This is a genomic window from Pantoea sp. Ap-870 (assembly GCF_011752515.1).
Classification (GTDB): Bacteria; Pseudomonadota; Gammaproteobacteria; order Enterobacterales; family Enterobacteriaceae; genus Pantoea; species Pantoea dispersa.
Genome location: NZ_VWXG01000006.1, coordinates 259,978 through 278,794 on the forward strand (window position 1 = coordinate 259,978; position 18,817 = coordinate 278,794).

The 18,817-nt window shown below is 61.7% G+C and carries 19 protein-coding genes; 8 read left to right on the forward strand and 11 right to left on the reverse strand.

All coding sequences use genetic code 11. The features are described from left to right. Positions 1–90 precede the first annotated feature (90 nt). Complete coding sequence (locus tag F3J41_RS16300) at positions 91–996, forward strand: DMT family transporter (protein WP_088517062.1); 906 nt, start codon at positions 91–93, stop codon at positions 994–996. On the opposite strand, the gene F3J41_RS16305 is transcribed toward F3J41_RS16300, so the two are convergent. Both F3J41_RS16305 and tctD read right to left on the reverse strand, forming a co-directional pair. Beyond that, complete coding sequence (locus F3J41_RS16305; RefSeq protein WP_127834372.1) at positions 983–2,359, reverse strand: sensor histidine kinase; 1,377 nt, start codon at positions 2,357–2,359, stop codon at positions 983–985. The two genes, F3J41_RS16300 and F3J41_RS16305, sit on opposite strands and share 14 nt — an antisense overlap. Then, complete coding sequence (tctD, locus tag F3J41_RS16310; protein WP_104093057.1) at positions 2,350–3,021, reverse strand: transcriptional regulator TctD; 672 nt, start codon at positions 3,019–3,021, stop codon at positions 2,350–2,352. Before tctD ends, F3J41_RS16305 begins: the two co-directional genes overlap by 10 nt. 120 nt (positions 3,022–3,141) lie before the next feature. On the opposite strand from tctD, the gene F3J41_RS16315 reads away from it, so the two are divergent. The 4 genes from F3J41_RS16315 (at position 3,142) to flk (ending at position 7,233) form a co-directional block, all read left to right on the forward strand. Further along, complete coding sequence (locus F3J41_RS16315; RefSeq protein WP_127834373.1) at positions 3,142–4,119, forward strand: tripartite tricarboxylate transporter substrate binding protein; 978 nt, start codon at positions 3,142–3,144, stop codon at positions 4,117–4,119. Between the two features lie 11 nt (positions 4,120–4,130). After that, entirely contained in the window at positions 4,131–4,562 is a 432-nt protein-coding gene (locus F3J41_RS16320) for a tripartite tricarboxylate transporter TctB family protein (protein WP_058769887.1), read from the forward strand. 12 nt (positions 4,563–4,574) lie between these two features. After that, a complete protein-coding gene (locus F3J41_RS16325) occupies positions 4,575–6,083 on the forward strand; it encodes a tripartite tricarboxylate transporter permease (protein WP_058782030.1) in 1,509 nt (502 codons plus the stop codon). Positions 6,084–6,201: 118 nt separating this feature from the next. Next, complete coding sequence (gene flk, locus F3J41_RS16330) at positions 6,202–7,233, forward strand: flagella biosynthesis regulator Flk (protein WP_166711778.1); 1,032 nt, start codon at positions 6,202–6,204, stop codon at positions 7,231–7,233. Positions 7,234–7,247: 14 nt separating this feature from the next. On the opposite strand, the gene F3J41_RS16335 is transcribed toward flk, so the two are convergent. Further along, a complete protein-coding gene (locus tag F3J41_RS16335) occupies positions 7,248–7,691 on the reverse strand; it encodes a rhodanese-like domain-containing protein (RefSeq protein ID WP_021509166.1) in 444 nt (147 codons plus the stop codon). Between the two features lie 86 nt (positions 7,692–7,777). Between F3J41_RS16335 and F3J41_RS16340 the strand changes: the two genes are divergently transcribed. Beyond that, the gene (locus F3J41_RS16340) at positions 7,778–9,196 is read left to right on the forward strand and encodes a PLP-dependent aminotransferase family protein (protein WP_166711780.1); all 1,419 of its coding nucleotides are present in this window, start codon (positions 7,778–7,780) and stop codon (positions 9,194–9,196) included. Positions 9,197–9,258: 62 nt separating this feature from the next. On the opposite strand, the gene fabB is transcribed toward F3J41_RS16340, so the two are convergent. Beyond that, the gene (gene fabB / locus F3J41_RS16345; protein WP_021509164.1) at positions 9,259–10,479 is read right to left on the reverse strand and encodes a beta-ketoacyl-ACP synthase I; all 1,221 of its coding nucleotides are present in this window, start codon (positions 10,477–10,479) and stop codon (positions 9,259–9,261) included. Between the two features lie 155 nt (positions 10,480–10,634). Here fabB and mnmC point away from each other — a divergent pair, with 155 nt between their 5' ends. Next, positions 10,635–12,647 (forward strand): bifunctional tRNA (5-methylaminomethyl-2-thiouridine)(34)-methyltransferase MnmD/FAD-dependent 5-carboxymethylaminomethyl-2-thiouridine(34) oxidoreductase MnmC, encoded by a 2,013-nt coding sequence (gene mnmC / locus F3J41_RS16350; RefSeq protein ID WP_166711782.1) that lies wholly within the window; start codon positions 10,635–10,637, stop codon positions 12,645–12,647. A 29-nt stretch (positions 12,648–12,676) separates the two neighbouring features. On the opposite strand, the gene F3J41_RS16355 is transcribed toward mnmC, so the two are convergent. The 6 genes from F3J41_RS16355 to prmB form a co-directional block, all read right to left on the reverse strand. Continuing rightward, positions 12,677–12,958 (reverse strand): YfcL family protein, encoded by a 282-nt coding sequence (locus F3J41_RS16355; RefSeq protein ID WP_010617478.1) that lies wholly within the window; start codon positions 12,956–12,958, stop codon positions 12,677–12,679. A 33-nt stretch (positions 12,959–12,991) separates the two neighbouring features. Then, positions 12,992–13,537: an elongation factor P hydroxylase gene (locus F3J41_RS16360; protein WP_021509161.1), complete on the reverse strand. Its 546-nt coding sequence runs from the start codon at positions 13,535–13,537 to the stop codon at positions 12,992–12,994. A 66-nt stretch (positions 13,538–13,603) separates the two neighbouring features. Beyond that, positions 13,604–14,401, reverse strand: a complete 798-nt coding sequence (locus F3J41_RS16365) for a sulfite exporter TauE/SafE family protein (RefSeq protein WP_152390613.1) — start codon at positions 14,399–14,401, stop codon at positions 13,604–13,606. A 9-nt stretch (positions 14,402–14,410) separates the two neighbouring features. Further along, on the reverse strand, positions 14,411–15,238 hold the full coding sequence (mepA, locus tag F3J41_RS16370; RefSeq protein ID WP_211075281.1) for a penicillin-insensitive murein endopeptidase: 828 nt from the start codon (positions 15,236–15,238) through the stop codon (positions 14,411–14,413). A gap of 5 nt (positions 15,239–15,243) precedes the next feature. Next, positions 15,244–16,329 (reverse strand): chorismate synthase, encoded by a 1,086-nt coding sequence (aroC, locus tag F3J41_RS16375; protein WP_166711784.1) that lies wholly within the window; start codon positions 16,327–16,329, stop codon positions 15,244–15,246. 46 nt (positions 16,330–16,375) lie between these two features. Continuing rightward, the gene (gene prmB, locus F3J41_RS16380; protein ID WP_166711786.1) at positions 16,376–17,308 is read right to left on the reverse strand and encodes a 50S ribosomal protein L3 N(5)-glutamine methyltransferase; all 933 of its coding nucleotides are present in this window, start codon (positions 17,306–17,308) and stop codon (positions 16,376–16,378) included. A 153-nt stretch (positions 17,309–17,461) separates the two neighbouring features. Here prmB and smrB point away from each other — a divergent pair, with 153 nt between their 5' ends. Next, positions 17,462–18,010, forward strand: coding sequence for an endonuclease SmrB (smrB, locus tag F3J41_RS16385; protein WP_166711788.1), 549 nt, complete (start codon positions 17,462–17,464; stop codon positions 18,008–18,010). Between the two features lie 317 nt (positions 18,011–18,327). On the opposite strand, the gene sixA is transcribed toward smrB, so the two are convergent. Further along, positions 18,328–18,810 (reverse strand): phosphohistidine phosphatase SixA, encoded by a 483-nt coding sequence (sixA, locus tag F3J41_RS16390; protein WP_021509155.1) that lies wholly within the window; start codon positions 18,808–18,810, stop codon positions 18,328–18,330. Between the last annotated feature and the right edge of the window lie 7 nt (positions 18,811–18,817).

Sequence of the window (18,817 nt, forward strand, 5' to 3'; positions counted from 1 at the left end):
CCGGTCACTAACGAATTTTGTCCGATTTTAACTATCTGCTTTAAACCGGTCAAACGTAAGCTAGTCGCGATTCACATTTGGAGCCGTACTATGAACTTATTGTTACCGCTGGTGGCGGTGCTGATCTGGTCGATCAACACCATCGTCAGCAAGCTGTCTGCCGGCAGCATCGATCCTGCTGCCATCTCTTTTTACCGCTGGTTGCTGGCGCTGCTGGTACTCACGCCGTTCTGCCTGCCGGGCGTATGGCGCCATCGTCACACCATCAAAACCCAGCTGTGGCGACTGCTGGTGCTGGGCCTGCTCGGCATGGTGCTGTATCAGAGCCTCGCCTATTACGCGGCGCACAGCGTCTCGGCGGTGATGATGGGGATTCTTGGCGCCACCATTCCGCTGCTGACTATCCTGCTCAGCCTGGTGGTACTGCGCCTTGCGCCGACGCGCGGCATTCTGATTGGCGGCCTGCTGTCGTTTGCCGGGCTGGTGTGGCTGGTGAGCGCCGGCAACCCGGCACAGCTGCTGAGTCAGCGCCTCGGCAACGGCGAGCTGATGATGCTGGCAGCCTCAACCTCCTACGCGCTGTATGGCGTACTGACGAAGCGCTGGGCAATCCCGCTGCCGACGTGGCAAAGCCTGTACGTGCAAATCTTCTTCGGCGTGCTGTTGCTGCTGCCCGGCTTCTGGCACGCGCCGGAGGTGGCGCTGAATGCCGACAATATTCCGCTGGTGCTGTTCGCCGGGCTGTTTGCCTCGATTGTAGCGCCGTTCCTGTGGATCCTCGGCGTGCAGCGCCTCGGCGCCAGCACCACCAGTATTTTCATGAACGTGGTGCCGGTGTTTACCGCCCTCATTGCCGTGCTGTTCCTGCACGAACAGTTGCATGCTTATCACTGGATTGGCGGCGGTCTGACGCTGGTCGGGGTGATCCTGGCGCAGCGGCTGAAAACCCCGCTGCGTAAAGCGCGCGCGATGACTCCACCGATCAGCGAAAGCTAACCGTCACCCGCAGGCCACCCAGCTGCGGGCTGCGGTCCAGCTGCAGCTGCGCGCCGTGCCAGGCGCAGATATCCTGCACCAGCGCCAGTCCAATGCCCGCCCCGGGCTGGCTGGCGTGATCGAGCCGGCCAAACGGCTGCAGCGCCTGCCGCTGCTGATCCGCCGCGATGCCCGGCCCGCTGTCTTCAATCTCCAGCACCTTTTGCCGCAGCCGCGCGGTCACCGTGCCGCCGTGTGGCGTGTATTTGATAGCGTTGTCCAGCAGATTGGCGCACAGCTCGGCCAGCAACAGCGCATCGCCCTGCACCTGGCTCGCCGCCTGCTCTTCAAACCCCAGGTCGATCTGTTTACGCCGCGCCGCCGCATAACCGCTAAAACAGGCCTGCTGCACGATGTCGCTGAGATTGACCTCACTGAAAGGCTTGTCTTCGCCGTGACGCGCCTTGATTTGCGCCAGCTGCAGCAGGCGATCGGTGAGCTGAACGGTGTCGTCCAGCGTGTGGCGCATGCCCTGCAGGCTTTCGCGCCACTGCTGCGGGTCGTCGCTACTGAGCGCGACGCCAACCTGGGTTTTCAGGATGGTGAGCGGCGTGCGCAGCTGGTGCGATACATCGGCGCTAAAGCGTTCCTGCCGCGCCAGCAGCCCGCGCAGCCGCTCCAGATGGCGGTTGAAGGCGACGATCAGCGGCTGCAGTTCGGACCACGGCAGCAGCGACGGCAGCGGCGTCAGTTCGCCCGGCGCGCGGCGCAGCATCATGCGCGACAGCCGGCGCAGCGGGCGCAGCACTTTCCGCAGCAGCAGCCCGGCCAGCAGCAGCGTAATCAGCACCAGAAAACTCTGGCTGATCAGCGCGGTGCGCAGCAGACTGTCGGCAAAGGCGTGACGCGAATTGAGCGTTTCCGCCACCAGTACCAGCGCCATGCCCTGCACCCCTTCCTCGTTCACCGGCTGCCACAGCGCGGCCACGCGAATCGGCTGCTTGCGGTAGTGCGCATCGTAGAAATGCACCAGCGCCGGATAGACATCGGACAGCGGCGCGTTGCCCGGCACCAGCGGTAAATCCGGGTAGCCGGACAGCGTGCGACCTTCGGGCGAAATCACCTGATAGAACAGCTGATCGTTCATGTTGCGCTCAAAGCTGTCCAGCACCACCCAGGGCACATCCACCTCCAGGCGTTGATGACGCACCACCAGCCGCTCGGCCACGGTGCGCGCCGAGGCCAGCAGCGAGCGATCGTAAGCCTGATTCGCCGCCTGCAGCGCGCTCTGATAATGGGTGTAGACCGACAATCCCCACAGCAGCAGCAGCGGCGCGCCCAGCCACGCCAGCAGTTCACCGCGCAGCGAGTGGATCAGTCGCACGGCTGGCACTCCAGGCTGTAACCGAGGCCGCGCAATGTGACGATCGCCACGTCGCTGCCCGCCAGCTTTTTACGCACCCGATGCACATACAGCTCAATGCTCTCCGGGCTGGCCTCATCCGCCAGCGTGAACGTTTGCTCGTACAGATGCTGGCGCGACACCGGCCTTCCCGGGCGCTGCATCAGCGTCGACAGCACGCTGGCCTCGCGCGGCGTCAGCGGCAGCGGCTTGTGATTCAGCAGGAAATAGCCTTCCGCATCGCGTTCCAGCTGGCCGAGGCTTTGCGTCTGCGTGGCCTGGCCCTGACTGCGGCGCAGCAGCGCGCGCAGCCGCGCGTCCAGCTCGTCCAGCTCAAACGGCTTGGTGAGGTAATCATCGGCGCCCGCATTCAGCCCCTGCACGCGCTGTTGCAGCGCGCTCTGTGCGGTGAGCAACAGCACCGGCACGCGTTGTCCGCGCTTGCGCAGGCGCGCCAGCACCGCAAGGCCATCCAGCCGCGGCAGCGACACATCCAGTACCACCAGCGCATAATCCTCACTCTGCAACACATGATCCGCCGCCACGCCGTCGGCCACCCAGTCCACGGCGAAGCCTTTTTGCGTCAGCGCTTTCTGCAGCCAGTTGGCCAGCTCCACGGTATCTTCCACCAGTAAGAGACGCATATCACATCCTGTTAGTTTTGCCGATGGCTGAAAGGTAAATGAAAGGTTGCTGTTTTAACAATTCAGCAACCCCGAATGTTCGGTGGCAATCACACTCTGGAAGAAACAATGGAGCGACAGATGAAAAAAACAATGCGCACCGCCTTTGCCACAACCCTGCTGGCTTTTTCCCTCGCGGCGGCTCAGGCCGCAGCACCCGAGCGGACCGAATGTATCGCCCCGGCCAAACCCGGCGGCGGTTTTGATCTGACCTGTAAACTGATCCAGGTTTCCCTGCAGGAAACCGGGCAGATCACCACGCCGATGCGCGTCACCTACATGCCGGGCGGCGTCGGTGCCGTGGCATATAACGCCATCATTGCGCAGCGGCCCGCCGAAGCAGGCACGCTGGTGGCCTTCTCCGGCGGGTCGCTGCTGAACCTGTCGCAGGGCAAGTTTGGTCGTTACTCGGTGGATGACGTGAAGTGGCTGGCGGCCATTGGTACGGACTACGGCATGGTGGCGGTGCGCGCCGATGCGCCGTGGAAAACGCTGGGCGAGCTGCTGGAGGCGATGAAACAGGATCCGACCAAAGTGGTGGTCGGCGCCGGCGCGTCGATCGGCAGCCAGGACTGGATGAAAACCGCGCTGCTGGCGCGGGAAGCCGGTATCGATCCGCGCAAAATGCGCTATGTGGCGTTTGAAGGCGGCGGCGAACCGGTTACCGCGCTGCTCGGCAACCACATCCAGGTGGTATCAGGCGACATGAGTGAAATGGTGCCGCACCTGCAGGGCGGCAAGATGCGCGTGCTGGCGGTAATGAGCGATAAACGTCTGCCGGGTGAGCTGGCTGACATCCCGACCGCCAAAGAGCAGGGCTTCAACGTCGAGTGGCCGATTATTCGCGGCTATTACCTCGGCCCCAAAGTCAGCGATGCCGATTATCAGTGGTGGGAACAAACGTTTAAAAAACTGGTGACCACCAAAGAGTTTCAGCAGCAGCGCGATCTGCGCGGCCTGTTTGAGTTCAACCTGTTTGGTAGCGAGCTGGACGCCTACGTCAAGAAACAGGTGGCGGATTACCGTGAACAGGCGAAATCGTTCGGCCTGGCGAAATAACGGAGGCACAGATGAGCGATCGTATCTTTGCGGCGGTGTGGCTGGTGCTCTGCATCGTCGGGATGGTTATCGCCTGGCAGATTCAAAGCGAGTACAGCTACGAGCCGGTTGGCCCGCGCCCTTTCCCGCTGCTGCTGCTCGGTCTGATGGCGATCTGCGCGGTGATGATGCTGCTGCGCAAGCCGGACGCCGTACAGTGGCCGGTGGCGGCAACGCTGAAAAAGCTGCTGGCGCTGTGCGTGATGCTGATGGTGTACGGCTGGCTGTTTGAGAAGCTGGGTTTTGCCCTGTGTACCACGCTGCTGACCTTCGGCATCGGCATGCTGTTTGGCGCACGCTGGTGGGCAGCCGTCCTCTCCGGTGTGGTAATGGGTGTGGCGCTGTTTTACGCCTTCGATCGTCTGCTGGACGTTACGCTGCCGGTCGGCAGCTGGTTCAGTTAACAGGAGTCAATTATGGATACCTGGTCTTTTCTGATGCAGGGTTTCGCCGTCGCCATGACGCCGGAAAACCTGATGATCGCCCTGATTGGCTGCTTTATCGGCACCATCGTCGGCCTGCTGCCGGGGCTTGGGCCGATTAACGGCGTCGCGATTCTGATGCCGCTGGCGTTTGCGCTGCACTTACCGGCGGAATCCGCGCTGATCCTGCTGGCAACGGTGTACATCGGCTGCGAATATGGCGGGCGCATCTCGTCGATTCTGCTTAACGTGCCGGGGGATGCCGGCGCGATCATGACCGCGCTGGATGGCTATCCGATGGCGCAGCAGGGCAAAGCCGGCGTGGCGCTGTCGATCTCGGCGGTCAGCTCATTCATCGGCTCAACCATCGCCATCATCGGCATCATTCTGTTTGCGCCAATCCTCGCCAACTGGTCGCTGGCGTTTGGTCCGGCAGAGTACTTCGCGCTGATGGTGTTCGCGATTGCCTGTCTCGGCAGCATGATGAGCCACAATCCGCTGAAGTCGTTCCTCGCTGCGCTGATTGGCCTCGGCATGGCGACGGTGGGCGTTGATGCCAACACCGGCGTCTATCGCTTTACCTTCGACAGCGTGCATCTCTCGGACGGCATTCAGTTTGTGGTGGTGGTCATCGGCCTGTTCTCGGTGAGCGAAATTCTGCTGATGCTGGAATCCACCAGCAGCGGCCAGAAAATGGTGCGCGCCAGCGGCCGCATGCTGTTCAACATGAAAGAAGCGGCGCAGGCTACCGGCGCAACGCTGCGCTCCTCGTTCATTGGCTTCTTTGTCGGCGTGCTGCCGGGTGCAGGCGCCACCATCGCCAGCGCCATTGCCTATATGAGTGAGAAGAAAATCAGCGGCAGCGATCAGTTTGGCAAGGGCGACATTCGCGGCGTGGCAGCGCCGGAAGCGGCGAACAACGCCTCAGCCTGCGGATCGTTTATCCCGATGCTGACGCTGGGCATTCCCGGCTCCGGCACCACGGCGGTGATGGTCGGCGCGCTGACGCTGTATAACATCACGCCCGGTCCGGCGATGTTTACCGAGCAGCCGGACATCGTCTGGGGGCTGATCGCCGCGCTGCTGATCGGTAACGTGATGCTGCTGATCATGAACATTCCGATGATCAACATCTTTGCACGCATGCTGACCATTCCGCTGTGGTTCCTGGTACCGGCAATTGCCGCGATTTCGGCGGTGGGCGTGTATGCGGTGCACAGCACTACGTTTGACCTGCTGCTGATGGTCGGGCTGGGCATTTTCGGCTATATCCTGCGTAAGATGGATTTCCCGATGTCGCCGCTGATTCTCGGCTTTGTGCTGGGCGAAATGCTGGAGCAGAACCTGCGGCGCGCGCTGTCAATCAGCAACGGCAACCTGCCAATTCTGTGGGAAAGCCTGATCTGTAAAGTGCTGCTGGTGCTGGCTGTCGCCGTGCTGGTGGTGCCGCCGCTGTGGAAGCGCTGGCGTCGCAAGCGCATGAAGCTGGCCGCCGCCGAATAAATCCGTGTCTTATTGTTTTTCTCCCTGCCGCCCCCGTGGATTTCCCGGGGGCTTTTGCTATCATGTGCCATCGTTTTTCCGGCGCACCCGGATCTGACTCGTTTTCAAGGATTCCGCCATGCAACCTCTCAGCGGTCCCGGTGTGCCCGCGGGCGATCGTTCCTCTGTTAACCCGGCTAACGGCACCGGCCGCCCCGGCGCGGTACTGGGCGACCAGCCGCTCTCCCCGGCCCAGCGCACCACGCTGGAACGCCTGATCGTCCGTATCATGTCACTCAGCACGCTGAAAGCGCCCGAACTGTGGGCTGGCATACGCCACGAAGTGGGCGTGAAAAATGATGCCGAACTGCAGTCGCGCCACTTTCCGGCGGCGGAGCAGCATCTTAACAGCCGTCTGACGCAGGTGCAGAACAGCCACGCCACGCGTCAGCTGTTGCAGCAGCTGCTGGAAAAGCTGCCGCAGGGCAACAATCGCCAGGCGGTGAGCGACTTTATCCGCCAGCAATTTAACCAGACGGTGTTAAGCGCGCTGAGCCAGGATCAGCTGCGTCAGGTGCTGACCATGCTGCAGAACGGCCAGATGGCCATCCCGCAGCCGCAGCAGACGCGCACCACCGATCGCACCCTGTTACCGGCCGAACAGCAGGCGCTTAACCAGCAGGTCACGCGCCTTGCCGCCGCGACCGGGGAATCGCCGGTAAAAGTGCTGGCCGACACGCTGAAACTGGTCAATCTGAAGAGCGGCGACCCGGTTCCGTCGCGCCACTTCCCGCTGCTGACGCAGTTTTTACAGGTGCGCCAGACGCTGAGCCAGCACAGTGCGCCGACGCTGCAGCTGCTGGAAAGCTCGCTCAAACAGCCGCTGAGCCACGACGAGCAGCGTATGCTGGAGGATTACAGCCTGCAGCGCTTCCAGGCCACGCCGCAGACGTTGCTGACACCGGCGCAGAGTCAGGATCTGCTGATGCTGCTGTTCAGCCGCCGCGCCGAGCGCAACAGCGAAACGCCGCTGGCCGACAGCGAGCTGCGTCCGCAGCCAATCTGGGCACCGTTTGTCGAAATTCTGCCGCGTCCACTGGCGCAGCGCCCGGCGCTGACGCTGGTGCTCGGCCTGGCGCTGTTCTTCTTTTTGCTCTGGCTGCTGCTGTAGTTAAGCCATCGCGCTCAGCAGCCGCACTCCGCCGCGGATGTCGCGGCGGGCCACTCGCCTGCCGCCGCGCCCCACGCCATCGGGTGGCCGTCGCGCTTCCAGAAATCCAGCCCGCCAATCAGCTCTTTAACCTGAAACCCCAGCTCAGCCAGCTTTAGCGCCGCTTTGGTCGAACCGTTGCAGCCAATGCCGTCGCAGTAAGTCACATAGACGCGGTGACGATCGAGCCGAGCGGTGCTGGCCGCATCCATCTCGCGATGCGGCAACGACAGCGCGCCGCAGATATGTCCGGCCTGATATGCGTCGCGGCTGCGGGCATCAATCACCACAATCTGCGTGACGCCCTGCGCCAAATCCGCCGCCAGATCCCAGGCATCGGTGTAGTAGCTCAGTTTGTGCTGCAGATAAGCCACGCTGTGCTGCGGGCTGGCGGGCGGATAAAACAAAACGGCTGACATGGCATTCTCCTGTTGTGATGTCCCTGCAGTGTACGGCAAAGTGGTCTGCACTCTGATACCACTTCAGCCGGAACGATAAGACCATTATGCACCACGCCTTTTTGCCGCTGTTTCGTCATCAGACGCAGGGCGGTTTACGCCAGCGGCTGTGCGCCACGCTGCGCCAGGCCATTGTCAGCGGCCATTTGCACTTCGGGCAGAAGTTGCCGTCCAGCCGCCAGCTGGCTGCCGATCTGGCGCTGTCACGCGTGACGGTCGAAGCCGCTTACAGCCAGCTGGAGAGCGAAGGCTACCTGCAGCGGCACAGCGGACGCGGCACCTTTGTCGCCATCGCCCTGCCGCCGCCGGCGGAAAAGGCCACGCAGCAGCGCGCACCGCGCTTTTCGCGCCGCGGCGAGCAGGTGCTGGCCACCGGTGGCTGTCAGGATCCCCCTTTCCCCCTCGCTTTTGCCGCCGGATCACCGGATCTGCGCGCGTTTCCGCACCGCCAGTGGCAGCGGCTGAGTCACAGCGTGCAGCGCGCGCTGGGCAGTCAGGTGATGGGCTATGGCGATCCGCTCGGTTATGCGCCGCTGCGCCAGGCGGTGGCGGATTATCTGGCGCTGTCGCGCGGCGTGCGCTGTACGGCTGAGCAGGTCATCATGCTCACCAGTTCACAGCAGGCGCTGCAGCTGCTGGCGCTGATGTTTCTGGATGCAGAGGATGAAGTGTGGCTGGAGGAGCCGGGCTACCGTGGCGCGCGGAACGCCTTTCTCGCCGCCGGTGCCCGCTGCCGCGCCATGCCGCTGGACGATCAGGGCGCGCTACCACTCAGCGGCCGGGCGCAACTGGTGTATCTGACGCCCGGCCACCAGTATCCGACCGGCACACCGATGAGCCTCGCGCGGCGGCTGCAGTGGCTGGCGTGGGCACGTCAGCACGATAGCTGGCTGATCGAGGATGACTACGACAGTGAATTTCATTATGACGGTCGCCCGGCGCCGGCGCTGCAGGGCATGGAAGCCGATAGCCGGGTCATCAGCCTGGGGACTTTTTCCAAAACCCTGTTTCCATCGCTGCGGCTGGCGTGGATGGTGGTGCCCGCGGCGCTGGTGACGGCGCTGGGTCGCGCGCGCAGCGTACTGGACGGCCACAGCGCCCTGCTGCCGCAGGCGATCACCGCCGAATTTATCCAGCAAGGCTATTTCGCCAGCCACCTGCGGCTGATGCGTCAGCTCTATCATAGCCGGCGCGATCGGCTGCTGGCGCAGCTGGAACAGCATCTGCAGCCGTGGCTGCGGCCGCTGCCGGCAACAGGCGGGTTGCAATTGACGGTTGAGTTATTACAGGGAGATGAGGCGCGGCTCACGCAACAGGCGCAGGCCGACGGTCTGCTGCTGCCGCCGCTGTCACCCCTTTACGCCGGCGCATCGCCACAGCAGGGCTGGATACTCGGCTTTGCGGCGTTGACGCCCGGCGAAATTGACCGCGCTTGCGCGAAGCTGGTAAGGCTGCTGGCAACCTGAATCCATCAGCGACAAAAACAACAAAGGCCGGATTAACCGGCCTTTGAGCATTAGCGTAAGCGTTACGCCTGGTATTTACGCAGGGTCAGCGTGGCGTTGGTGCCACCGAAGCCGAAGCTATTGGACATCACCGTGGTCAGCGCTTTTTCGGTTGGCTGCGTCACAATGTTCATACCCTTCGCTGCGTCATCCAGCTGTTCCACGTTAATGCTTGGCGCGATGAAGCTGTGCTCCAGCATCAGCAGGGTGTAAATCGCTTCCTGCACGCCTGCCGCACCCAGCGAGTGACCGGTCATGGCTTTGGTCGCAGAGATGTATGGCGTGTTGTCGCCAAACACTTCGCGAATCGCGCCCAGCTCTTTCACGTCGCCGACCGGCGTTGACGTGCCGTGGGTGTTGAGGTAGTCGATTGGCGTATCCAGACCCTGCATCGCCATCTTCATGCAACGCACCGCGCCTTCGCCTGACGGAGCCACCATGTCAGCGCCGTCAGAGGTTGCGCCGTAGCCGACGATCTCAGCGTAGATGTGGGCACCACGCGCCAGCGCATGCTCCAGCTCTTCCACCACCACCATACCGCCGCCGCCGGCGATCACGAAACCGTCACGGCTGGCATCGTAAGTACGCGACGCTTTTTCCGGGGTTTCGTTGTATTTAGTCGAGAGCGCGCCCATGGCGTCGAACTCACAGGCCATTTCCCAGCTCAGCTCTTCGCCGCCGCCAGCAAATACCACATCCTGTTTGCCCAGCTGAATCTGCTCTACCGCGTTACCGATGCAGTGTGCAGAGGTGGCGCACGCCGAGCTGATGGAGTAGTTGACGCCGTGGATTTTGAACGGCGTGGCCAGGCAGGCAGAGACGCCGGACGCCATCGCTTTGGTCACCACGTACGGGCCAACGCCTTTCAGGCCGCGCGGGCCACGCATCGCGTCGGCACCGAACACCTGATAACGCGGGGAACCGCCACCGGAACCAGCAATCAGACCGACGCGCGGGTTGTTCTGGTACTGCTCATCCGTCAGCCCGGAATCTTTGATTGCTTCTGCCATCGACAGATAGGCATAGATTGAGGCATCACTCATGAAACGCACGATTTTGCGATCGATGAGCCCGTTAGTGTCCAGTTTGACGTTACCCCATACATGGCTGCGCATGCCGGCATCTTTCATCTCTTCGGAGAAAGTGATTCCGGAACGGCCTTCACGCAGGGAAGCCAGCACTTCCTGCTGGTTATTACCAATACTGGAAACGATACCCAGGCCAGTAATCACTGCACGTTTCATTCAATAGTCCTCATTCCACTTCTTTTGGATTGACGTGCACTCTAGCTTACAGTTGTACGCCGAACAAGTCCGATCAGCCATTTCCTTTTGTAAATTTGCGTCATGTGACGCCACTCGCTAAAATCGCGCCACTGCCTGAAAAATGAGCCTTTCCCGTGAAGTTATCCCCGGTTGAACACGCGCAATTAAACTGGAACGATCAGGGTACACCTGTTTCCCGAGCGTTCGACGACGTCTATTTCTCCAACGACAACGGACTGGAGGAGACGCGCTATGTGTTCCTCGACGGTAACCATCTTCCACAGCGATTTGCCGCCCATCCGCGCGATCTGTTCATCGTTGCCGAGAGCGGTTTTGGCACCGGACTCAACTTTCTTACCCTGTGGCAGGCGTTCGATCGCTTCCGCGCCGCCCATCCGCAAGCCGGCTTGCGCCGCCTGCACTTCATCAGCTGCGAAAAATACCCGCTGACCCACGCCGATCTGGTGAGCGCGCACGCGCACTGGCCGGAACTGGCCCCGTGGGCCGGACAGCTACAGCAGCAGTGGCCGCAGGCCCTGCCCGGCTGTCAGCGCCTGCTGTTCAATGGCGGCGAGGTGACGCTGGATCTGTGGCTGGGTGATATTAACGCGCTGATTGATACTTTTGATGACAGCCTCAACGGCCAGGTCGACGCGTGGTTTTTAGATGGCTTCGCGCCGGCGAAAAACCCGGAGATGTGGACACCGGCACTGTTCGCCGCCATGGCGCGGCTGGCGCGTCCCGGCAGCACCTTCGCCACCTTTACCTCGGCGGGCTTTGTGCGGCGGGGCTTACAGCAGGCCGGGTTCAGCGTGGCGAAGCGCAAAGGCTTCGGCCACAAGCGTGAAATGCTGACCGGCGTACTGGACAGCGCCCCCGGGCAGCTAGCGGCTCAGCCGTGGTATGCGCGTCCGCAGGCCACCAGCCGCGAGGTGGCGCTGATTGGCGGCGGCGTGGCCAGCGCGGTGCTGGCGCTGGCGCTGCTGCGGCGTGGCTGGCAGGTTACGCTGTACTGCGCCGATGCCGCCCCGGCGCTCGGCGCATCGGGTAATCGTCAGGGCGCGCTCTATCCGCTGCTTAACCAGCACGATCCGGCGCTCGCCACTTTTTTCCCGGCGGCATTCAGCTTTGCCCGCCGCCTGTACGATGCGCTGCCGGTGATGTTCGAACATCAGTGGAGCGGCGTGCTGCAGCTCGGCTGGGATGCCAAAAGCGCGGAGAAGATCGCGCAGATGCTGAGCATGGATCTGCCGCACGAGCTGGCGCACGGCGTCAACCCGCAGCAGGCGCAGCAGCTGGCCGGCGTCGATCTCGACTGCGGCGGTATTTTCTATCCGCAGGGCGGCTGGCTGTCGCCGTCGCAGCTCACCAGCAATCTGCTGGAGTATGCCCAGACTCAGGGGCTGCGCATGCACTGGCTGCATCGCGTGACGCAGCTGGTCCGCCAGCAGGCAGGCTGGACGCTGCAGTTCGCCCAACAGCCTGCGGTAAGCCATCAGCAGGTAGTGCTGGCCAACGGCCATGCGCTGCAGGCGATTGAGCAAAGCCGCGATTTGCCGGTGTATGCGGTGGCCGGTCAGGTCAGCCATGTGCCGACCAACGCGGCGCTGAATCCGCTGCGCACCGTGCTGTGTTATGACGGCTATCTCACGCCGGTCAGCCCGAACTTTGCCACGCACTGCATCGGTGCCAGCTACCATCGCGGTGAAACGACAACCGCTTTCCGCGGCGACGATCAGCAGGAGAATCGCCAGCGGCTGATTAACTGTCTGCCGCAGGTTAGCTGGCCGACGCAGGTTGACGTCAGCGCTGATGAAGCGCGCAGCGGCGTGCGCTGCGCCACGCGCGATCATCTGCCGATGAGCGGCAGCGTGCCGGATTACGCGGCGACGCTCAGTGAGTATGCGGATTTACCGGCGCAGCGCGCGCGCGGCGAGCAGATTGCGGAAGCGCCGGTGCATCCCGGCCTGTTCGTGCTTGGCGCACTGGGGTCGCGCGGACTGTGCAGCGCGCCGCTGGCAGCAGAAGTGCTGGCGGCGCAAATGAGCGGCGAGCCACAGCCGCTGGACAGCAGCACGCTGGCGGCGCTGCATCCCAACCGTTACTGGGTGCGCAAATTGCTGAAAGGGAAAAAGGCAGGACGCTAAAGCGCGGGGCGAGCGATCGCCCCGGCCAGTCAGGCAGTGAGGCGCGCCTGGGTAAACAGGTTATCCCACATGCCCACCACCAGCGCCTGGTCGCGCGGCGACAGTTCACCGGCGGCGATGGCGTTTTGCAGGCTGTTGGTAACCTGAATCTGCAACGCTTCCGGCGTGTGTTCGCCGCTCTGCTCAATTTCCGCTACTGCCAGCGTCAGATGGCCACGCAGATAACCGCTGGCAAACAGTTCGTCGTCGCTGGCGTGTTCGACCATATCGTCAATCAGCGCCAGAATGCGGGACTCGAATTCTACGATCATCTTCTCATCATCCTTCATTTATCGGAGTGCGGCTCACAGATCTTCCGGCCACGGAAACTGTGCCGCCGTCAGTGCAGGCGTACCATAATAGCTGGCTAACGCATCAATAAAGCGCGCCGGACGCGCCGGAATGCCGTGCTGCAGATAATGCATTACCTGCGCATGCACCTTGCGCTGAAACGCGATGCGATCCGGTTCACAATCGCCGTCGAGATTGTCACAGCTGACGTTGAAGGGAAAGCCAGCTGCCACACAGAACAGCCACTCCAGCGCCTGCGGCTTAATCTCCACCGCTTCAAACTGGCCCTGCGTTTGCGCATCGCGCCCGTCCGGGCAGTACCAGTAACCAAAATCTACCAGTTTGCGCCGCGCTTCACCGGCAATACACCAGTGCGAAATTTCGTGAAGCGCGCTGGCGTAAAAGCCATGGGCAAACACCACGCGGTGCCACGGTGAGGTGTCATCCGCTGGAAGATAAATAGGTTCATCATCGCCTTTAATTAGACGCGTCTGAAAATCGTCAGCAAAACAGCCGTCAAAAATCTCCACCAGCTGCTGATAATGGTGCTCTTTACTCATAATATTTTAATCTTTAAACAAACCGCCGCCATTGTCGCACTGGCGGCCGGTTTTGACGAGTGCGGATTACAGTGCGGCAAACCAGGCGAGAATGACACTGCCGTGGCTGTCCCACAACAGCTTAGCGCTCATGACGGCAGACACTGTCACCACCATCGGGCGAATCAGCTTCTGACCGCGGCTCAGCACCAGCCTGGCGCCGAGGCGTGCGCCAATAAACGCCCCCAGCAGCATAATCACGCCGGTGCCCCACACCACCTTGCCGCCGAACATAAAGAACAGCAGACTGGCGAAGTTGGAGGTGAAATTTAGGATTTTGGCGTGGGCGGTGGCTTTGGCCAGATTGAAGCCGCAAAGCGTGACGAAGGCCAGCGCATAAAACGAGCCGGCACCCGGGCCGAAGAAGCCATCGTAAAAGCCGACGCAGCCGCCGCCCACCAGCGCAAACGCCAGGCCGTGCAGACGCTGCTCGCGATCGGCCTCGCCGAGACGCGGCATCAGCAGGAACCACAGCCCGATGCTGATCAGCAGCAGCGGCAGAATCTGGCGCAGTATCTCAGCCTGAATATGCTGAATCAGCAGCGTTCCGCCAATCGCGCCGAGAAAGGTCATGGCGATATTCAGCCGCTGCTCGCGCAGTTTCACCGCGCCGCGCCGCACAAAATAGAGGCTGGCCGAGAAGGAGCCGCCAACCGACTGCAGCTTGTTGGTCGCCAGCGCCTGCGCCGGTGAAAGACCGGCTGCCAGCAGCGATGGCACGGTCAGCAGACCGCCACCGCCGGCGATGGAGTCGATAAAGGCCGCCAGCACCGCGACCAGAAACAGCACGCCAAGCACCATCGGGCTGACAACAAACAGATCCATCTCAGGTTCCTACAGTAGATGCTTATCAAGTAACGCCTGGCAGGAAGGCGGCAACGGCGGCGGGGATTTCTTCACCGGCGGCGTGCTGCCCGGCTTCTTCGGCAGGAACCAGCTCTCCAGCTCTGCGCCGCAGCCATCGCCCGGCGGCGGTGGCGCCTGATCTTCGCACTCCAGGCTGCCAGGCGGACAGCGCAGGCGCACGTGCATGTGTGCCCGGTGGGCGAACCACGGCCGCACTTTGTGGAGCCACGCACGATCGTTACCGGCATCGGCACAAAGCTGCTTTTTAATTGCCGGATTGACGAAGATGCGCGTGACGTCGTCATCTTTCGCCGCCAGCTTGATCAGGCTGTCGATCTGCGGCTGCCAGTGACGCGCAATCACCTGGCGGTCGTCCGGCCCAACCAGATCGAGCGGCTGCGGCTTCAGCAGCTGCTGTGCCGTCCAGCGGCTCTGCGGCAGCTGCAGCCAGATATCCACGTCGAGACCGGTCTGATGGCTGGCGTGGCCGCTGCTAAAACGTCCGCCGGCGGCCATGCCCATATCACCAATCAGCACCTGGCCCAGCTGCAGCTGATGCGTCTGGGTGCTGAGGCGCTGGATAAAGGCGATCAGGTCCGGGTGGCCGTAATAGCGGCGCTGATCCTGACGCATCACCTGATAGTTAGGCGAGTTGAGCGGCAGCTGCTGCGCCCCGACGATACAGCCGTTGGCAAAGCTGCCGATGGACTGCGGGCTGCCGGCAATCGGTTGATGGATTTGCTGCCACGGCGTGGCAGCAAGGCTGACCGCACTGCACAGCAGCGCGGCAAGGGAGAGAAGCAGGCGACGTATCATGCGGCTTACCAGCGCGGGACGCTGCTGTTGACGTCAGCGTTCTGCCCACGCTGGCGCAGCAGGTGATCCATCAGCACAATCGCCATCATTGCTTCCGCGATCGGGACCGCGCGGATGCCAACACAGGGATCGTGACGGCCTTTGGTAATCATCTCCACTTCCGCGCCGTCGCGGGTGATGGTGTTGCCCGGCACGGTGATGCTGGAAGTGGGCTTCATCGCCAGGTTGGCGCTGATGGTCTGACCGCTGCTGATCCCGCCGAGAATGCCGCCGGCATGGTTGCTTTGAAAACCGTTGCTGCGGATTTCATCACGGTGCTGACTACCGCGCTGGTTGATTACCGCGAAACCATCACCGATCTCCACGCCTTTCACCGCGTTGATGCTCATTAGCGCGTGCGCCAGATCGGCGTCAAGGCGATCGAACACCGGCTCACCGAGGCCCGGCGGCACGTTTTCGGCCATCACCGTGACTTTGGCACCGATGGAGTCACCCTCTTTTTTCAGCGCGCGCATCAGTTCGTCCAGCGCATCGAGTTGGTCGGCATCGGGGCAGAAAAACGGGTTATCTTCCACGATACTCCAGTCTTTCAGCTCGCAGGCGATGTCGCCAATCTGCGCCAGATAGCCGCGCACCACGATACCGTGCTTCATCTGCAGATACTTTTTAGCAATGGCACCGGCCGCTACGCGCATGGCGGTTTCGCGGGCCGAGGACCGGCCGCCGCCGCGATAGTCGCGCAGGCCATATTTCTGTTCGTAGGTGTAATCCGCATGGCCGGGACGGAACAGATCTTTAATCGCGCTGTAATCCTGCGAACGCTGGTCGGTGTTTTCAATCAGCAGACCGATGGAGGTGCCGGTGGTGAGGCCTTCAAACACGCCGGACAAAATCTTCACCTGATCCGGCTCGCGGCGCTGGGTGGTATAGCGCGAAGTGCCGGGACGACGACGATCGAGATCGTGCTGAATATCGGCTTCGGTCAGCGGGATGCCGGGCGGCACGCCATCAACAATGCAGCCAAGCGCAATACCGTGCGACTCGCCAAAGGTGGTAACGCGAAAAAGTTGTCCGATGCTGTTTCCGGCCATGGGGGTTCCTTGTTGCGATGTTGCGGGCGAGCGCTCGCCCCGATTTTTAGTCTTTATAGAATGAGAAGTGCGACTGCGCCGCGACGATTTGATCGCGCGTCAGCATGAACACGCCGTCACCGCCGTTATCAAACTCCAGCCAGGTAAAGGGCACGTCCGGATACTGCTCCATCATGTGCACCATGCTGTTACCAACTTCGCAAATCAGCACGCCCTGCTCGCTGAGGTAGTCCGGCGCGCAGGCCAGGATGCGGCGCACCAGCTTCAGGCCGTCGCTGCCCGCGGCCAGACCGAGCTCCGGCTCGTGGCGATATTCGTTCGGCAGGTCGTCCATGTCTTCGGCATCGACGTACGGCGGGTTGGTGACGATCAGATCATATTTAACCTGCGGCAGATTGCGAAACAGGTCGGCGCGAATCGGCGTGACGTGATGCAGCAGACCGTGCTCTTCAATATTCTGTTCAGCCACGGCCAGCGCGTCGGTGGAGATATCGACAGCATCCACTTCCGCTTCCGGGAAGGCGTACGCACAGGCGATGGCGATGCAGCCGCTGCCGGTGCACATGTCGAGAATATGGCGTGGCGCACCGTTGATCAGGCCGGCAAAGCGGTTTTCGATCAGCTCGCCAATCGGTGAACGCGGCACCAGCACGCGCTCATCGACGTAGAATTCATGGCCGCAGAACCAGGCTTTGTTGGTGAGATAGGCCACCGGAATGCGCTCGTTAACGCGACGGATCACGCGTTCCACGATGCGGTGACGTTCGCTGGCGGTCAGACGCGCGTGGCGCATGTCTTCCGGAATATCCAGCGGCAGCCACAGCGTCGGCAGCACCAGTTGGACCGCTTCGTCCCAGGGATTGTCCGTGCCGTGGCCGTACCAGATGCCCGCCGCCGAAAAGCGGCTTACTGCCCAGCGCAGCATATCCTGAATGGTGTGCAGTTCGTTCACTGCCTCATCGACGAAAATCTTGTCCACGTAGCCCTCCGCAGGCCATAAAATCAATCGGCCGATAGTGTGCCATGAAGCCGGGCAGAATTCAGCGCAGCGAGGTGAAAAAGCTGACATTTGTTGACGCTTAGCGGTAAGGTAACGGCCAGACACCCGCCATTTCTGATGATTCACTGAGACATGAGTAAAAAGACGCCGCTAAGCCAGGACGACCAGGCGCTGTTCCGCCAGCTAATGAGCGGTACGCGCCAGCTGAAACAGGATACGATCGTGCACAAACCGGCAGTGAAAAGCCGTGAAGTGCCGCTGAAACGGCTGCTGTCTGAGCAGGCCGATAACAGCCATTATTTCTCCGATGAGTTTCAGCCCCTGCTCTCCAGCGACGGGCCGACGCGCTATGTACGCGCCGACGTCAGCCATTACGAGCTGAAAAAATTGCGGCGTGGCGATTACACGCCAGAGATTTTTCTCGATCTGCACGGGTTAACCCAGCTTCAGGCGAAACAGGAACTCGGCGCGCTGATTGCCGCCTGCCGCCGCGAGCATATTTTTTGTGCCAGCGTGATGACCGGCCACGGCAAGCACATTCTCAAGCAGCAAACCCCGCTGTGGCTGGCACAGCATCCGCACGTGATGGCGTTTCACCAGGCACCCAAACTGTTTGGCGGCGACGCCGCGCTGCAGGTGTTGATTGAAGTCGAAGAGTGGCAGCCGCCGGAGTTACCCTGACAGGGCAGGATTAGGGAACATTGCGCACATCATTCCCCGAAATAATTCAGGTTGCAGCAAGGCGGCAAGGAAATGAATCCCCAGGAGCTTACATTAGTAAGTGACTGGGGTGAATTGACGCAGCCAACGCCGCTGCGGCCTGAAGTATGACGGGGAATCCCCGGGAGCTTACATTAGTAAGTGACTGGGGTGAATTGACGCAGCCAACGCAGCTGCGGCCTGAAATATGACGGGGAATCCCCAGGAGCTTACATCAGTAAGTGACTGGGGTGAATTGACGCAGCTAACGCAGCTGCGGCCTGAAGTATGACGGGGAATTACATGGCTTTGGCTAATTTGGCCGGACTCACCTGCCACGCCAGCTTGCCTTCACAGGCGTCGGCATCAAACTCCACGCAGGCAATGGCGGAGGTGGCGAACATCGGTGGCGCTTCCTGCGGGCAGAGTTCGGAAACCAGATAGCCGACCAGCGGCAGATGCGAAATCACCAGCACCGCGTGCGCACCCTGCACCGCCAGTGCCTGTAAATGACAGGCGACCATGCCCGGATCGCCGCCTGGCGTCAGTTCTGGCAGCACTTCCTGCCCTTCCGGCAGTTTCAGCGCTTCACGTACCGTGGCGAGCGTTTGCCCGGCGCGCAGATAAGGGCTGACCAGCACCTTATCGATTCCCGGCGTCTGACCATTCAGCCAGCTCGCCATCTGACGTGATTCGTCGCAGCCACACAGGGTGAGAGGACGAACCGCATCACTCGCTGCTTCCAGAGCTGCGTCGCCGTGACGCATGATAAAAACTTGCATAAAGCAC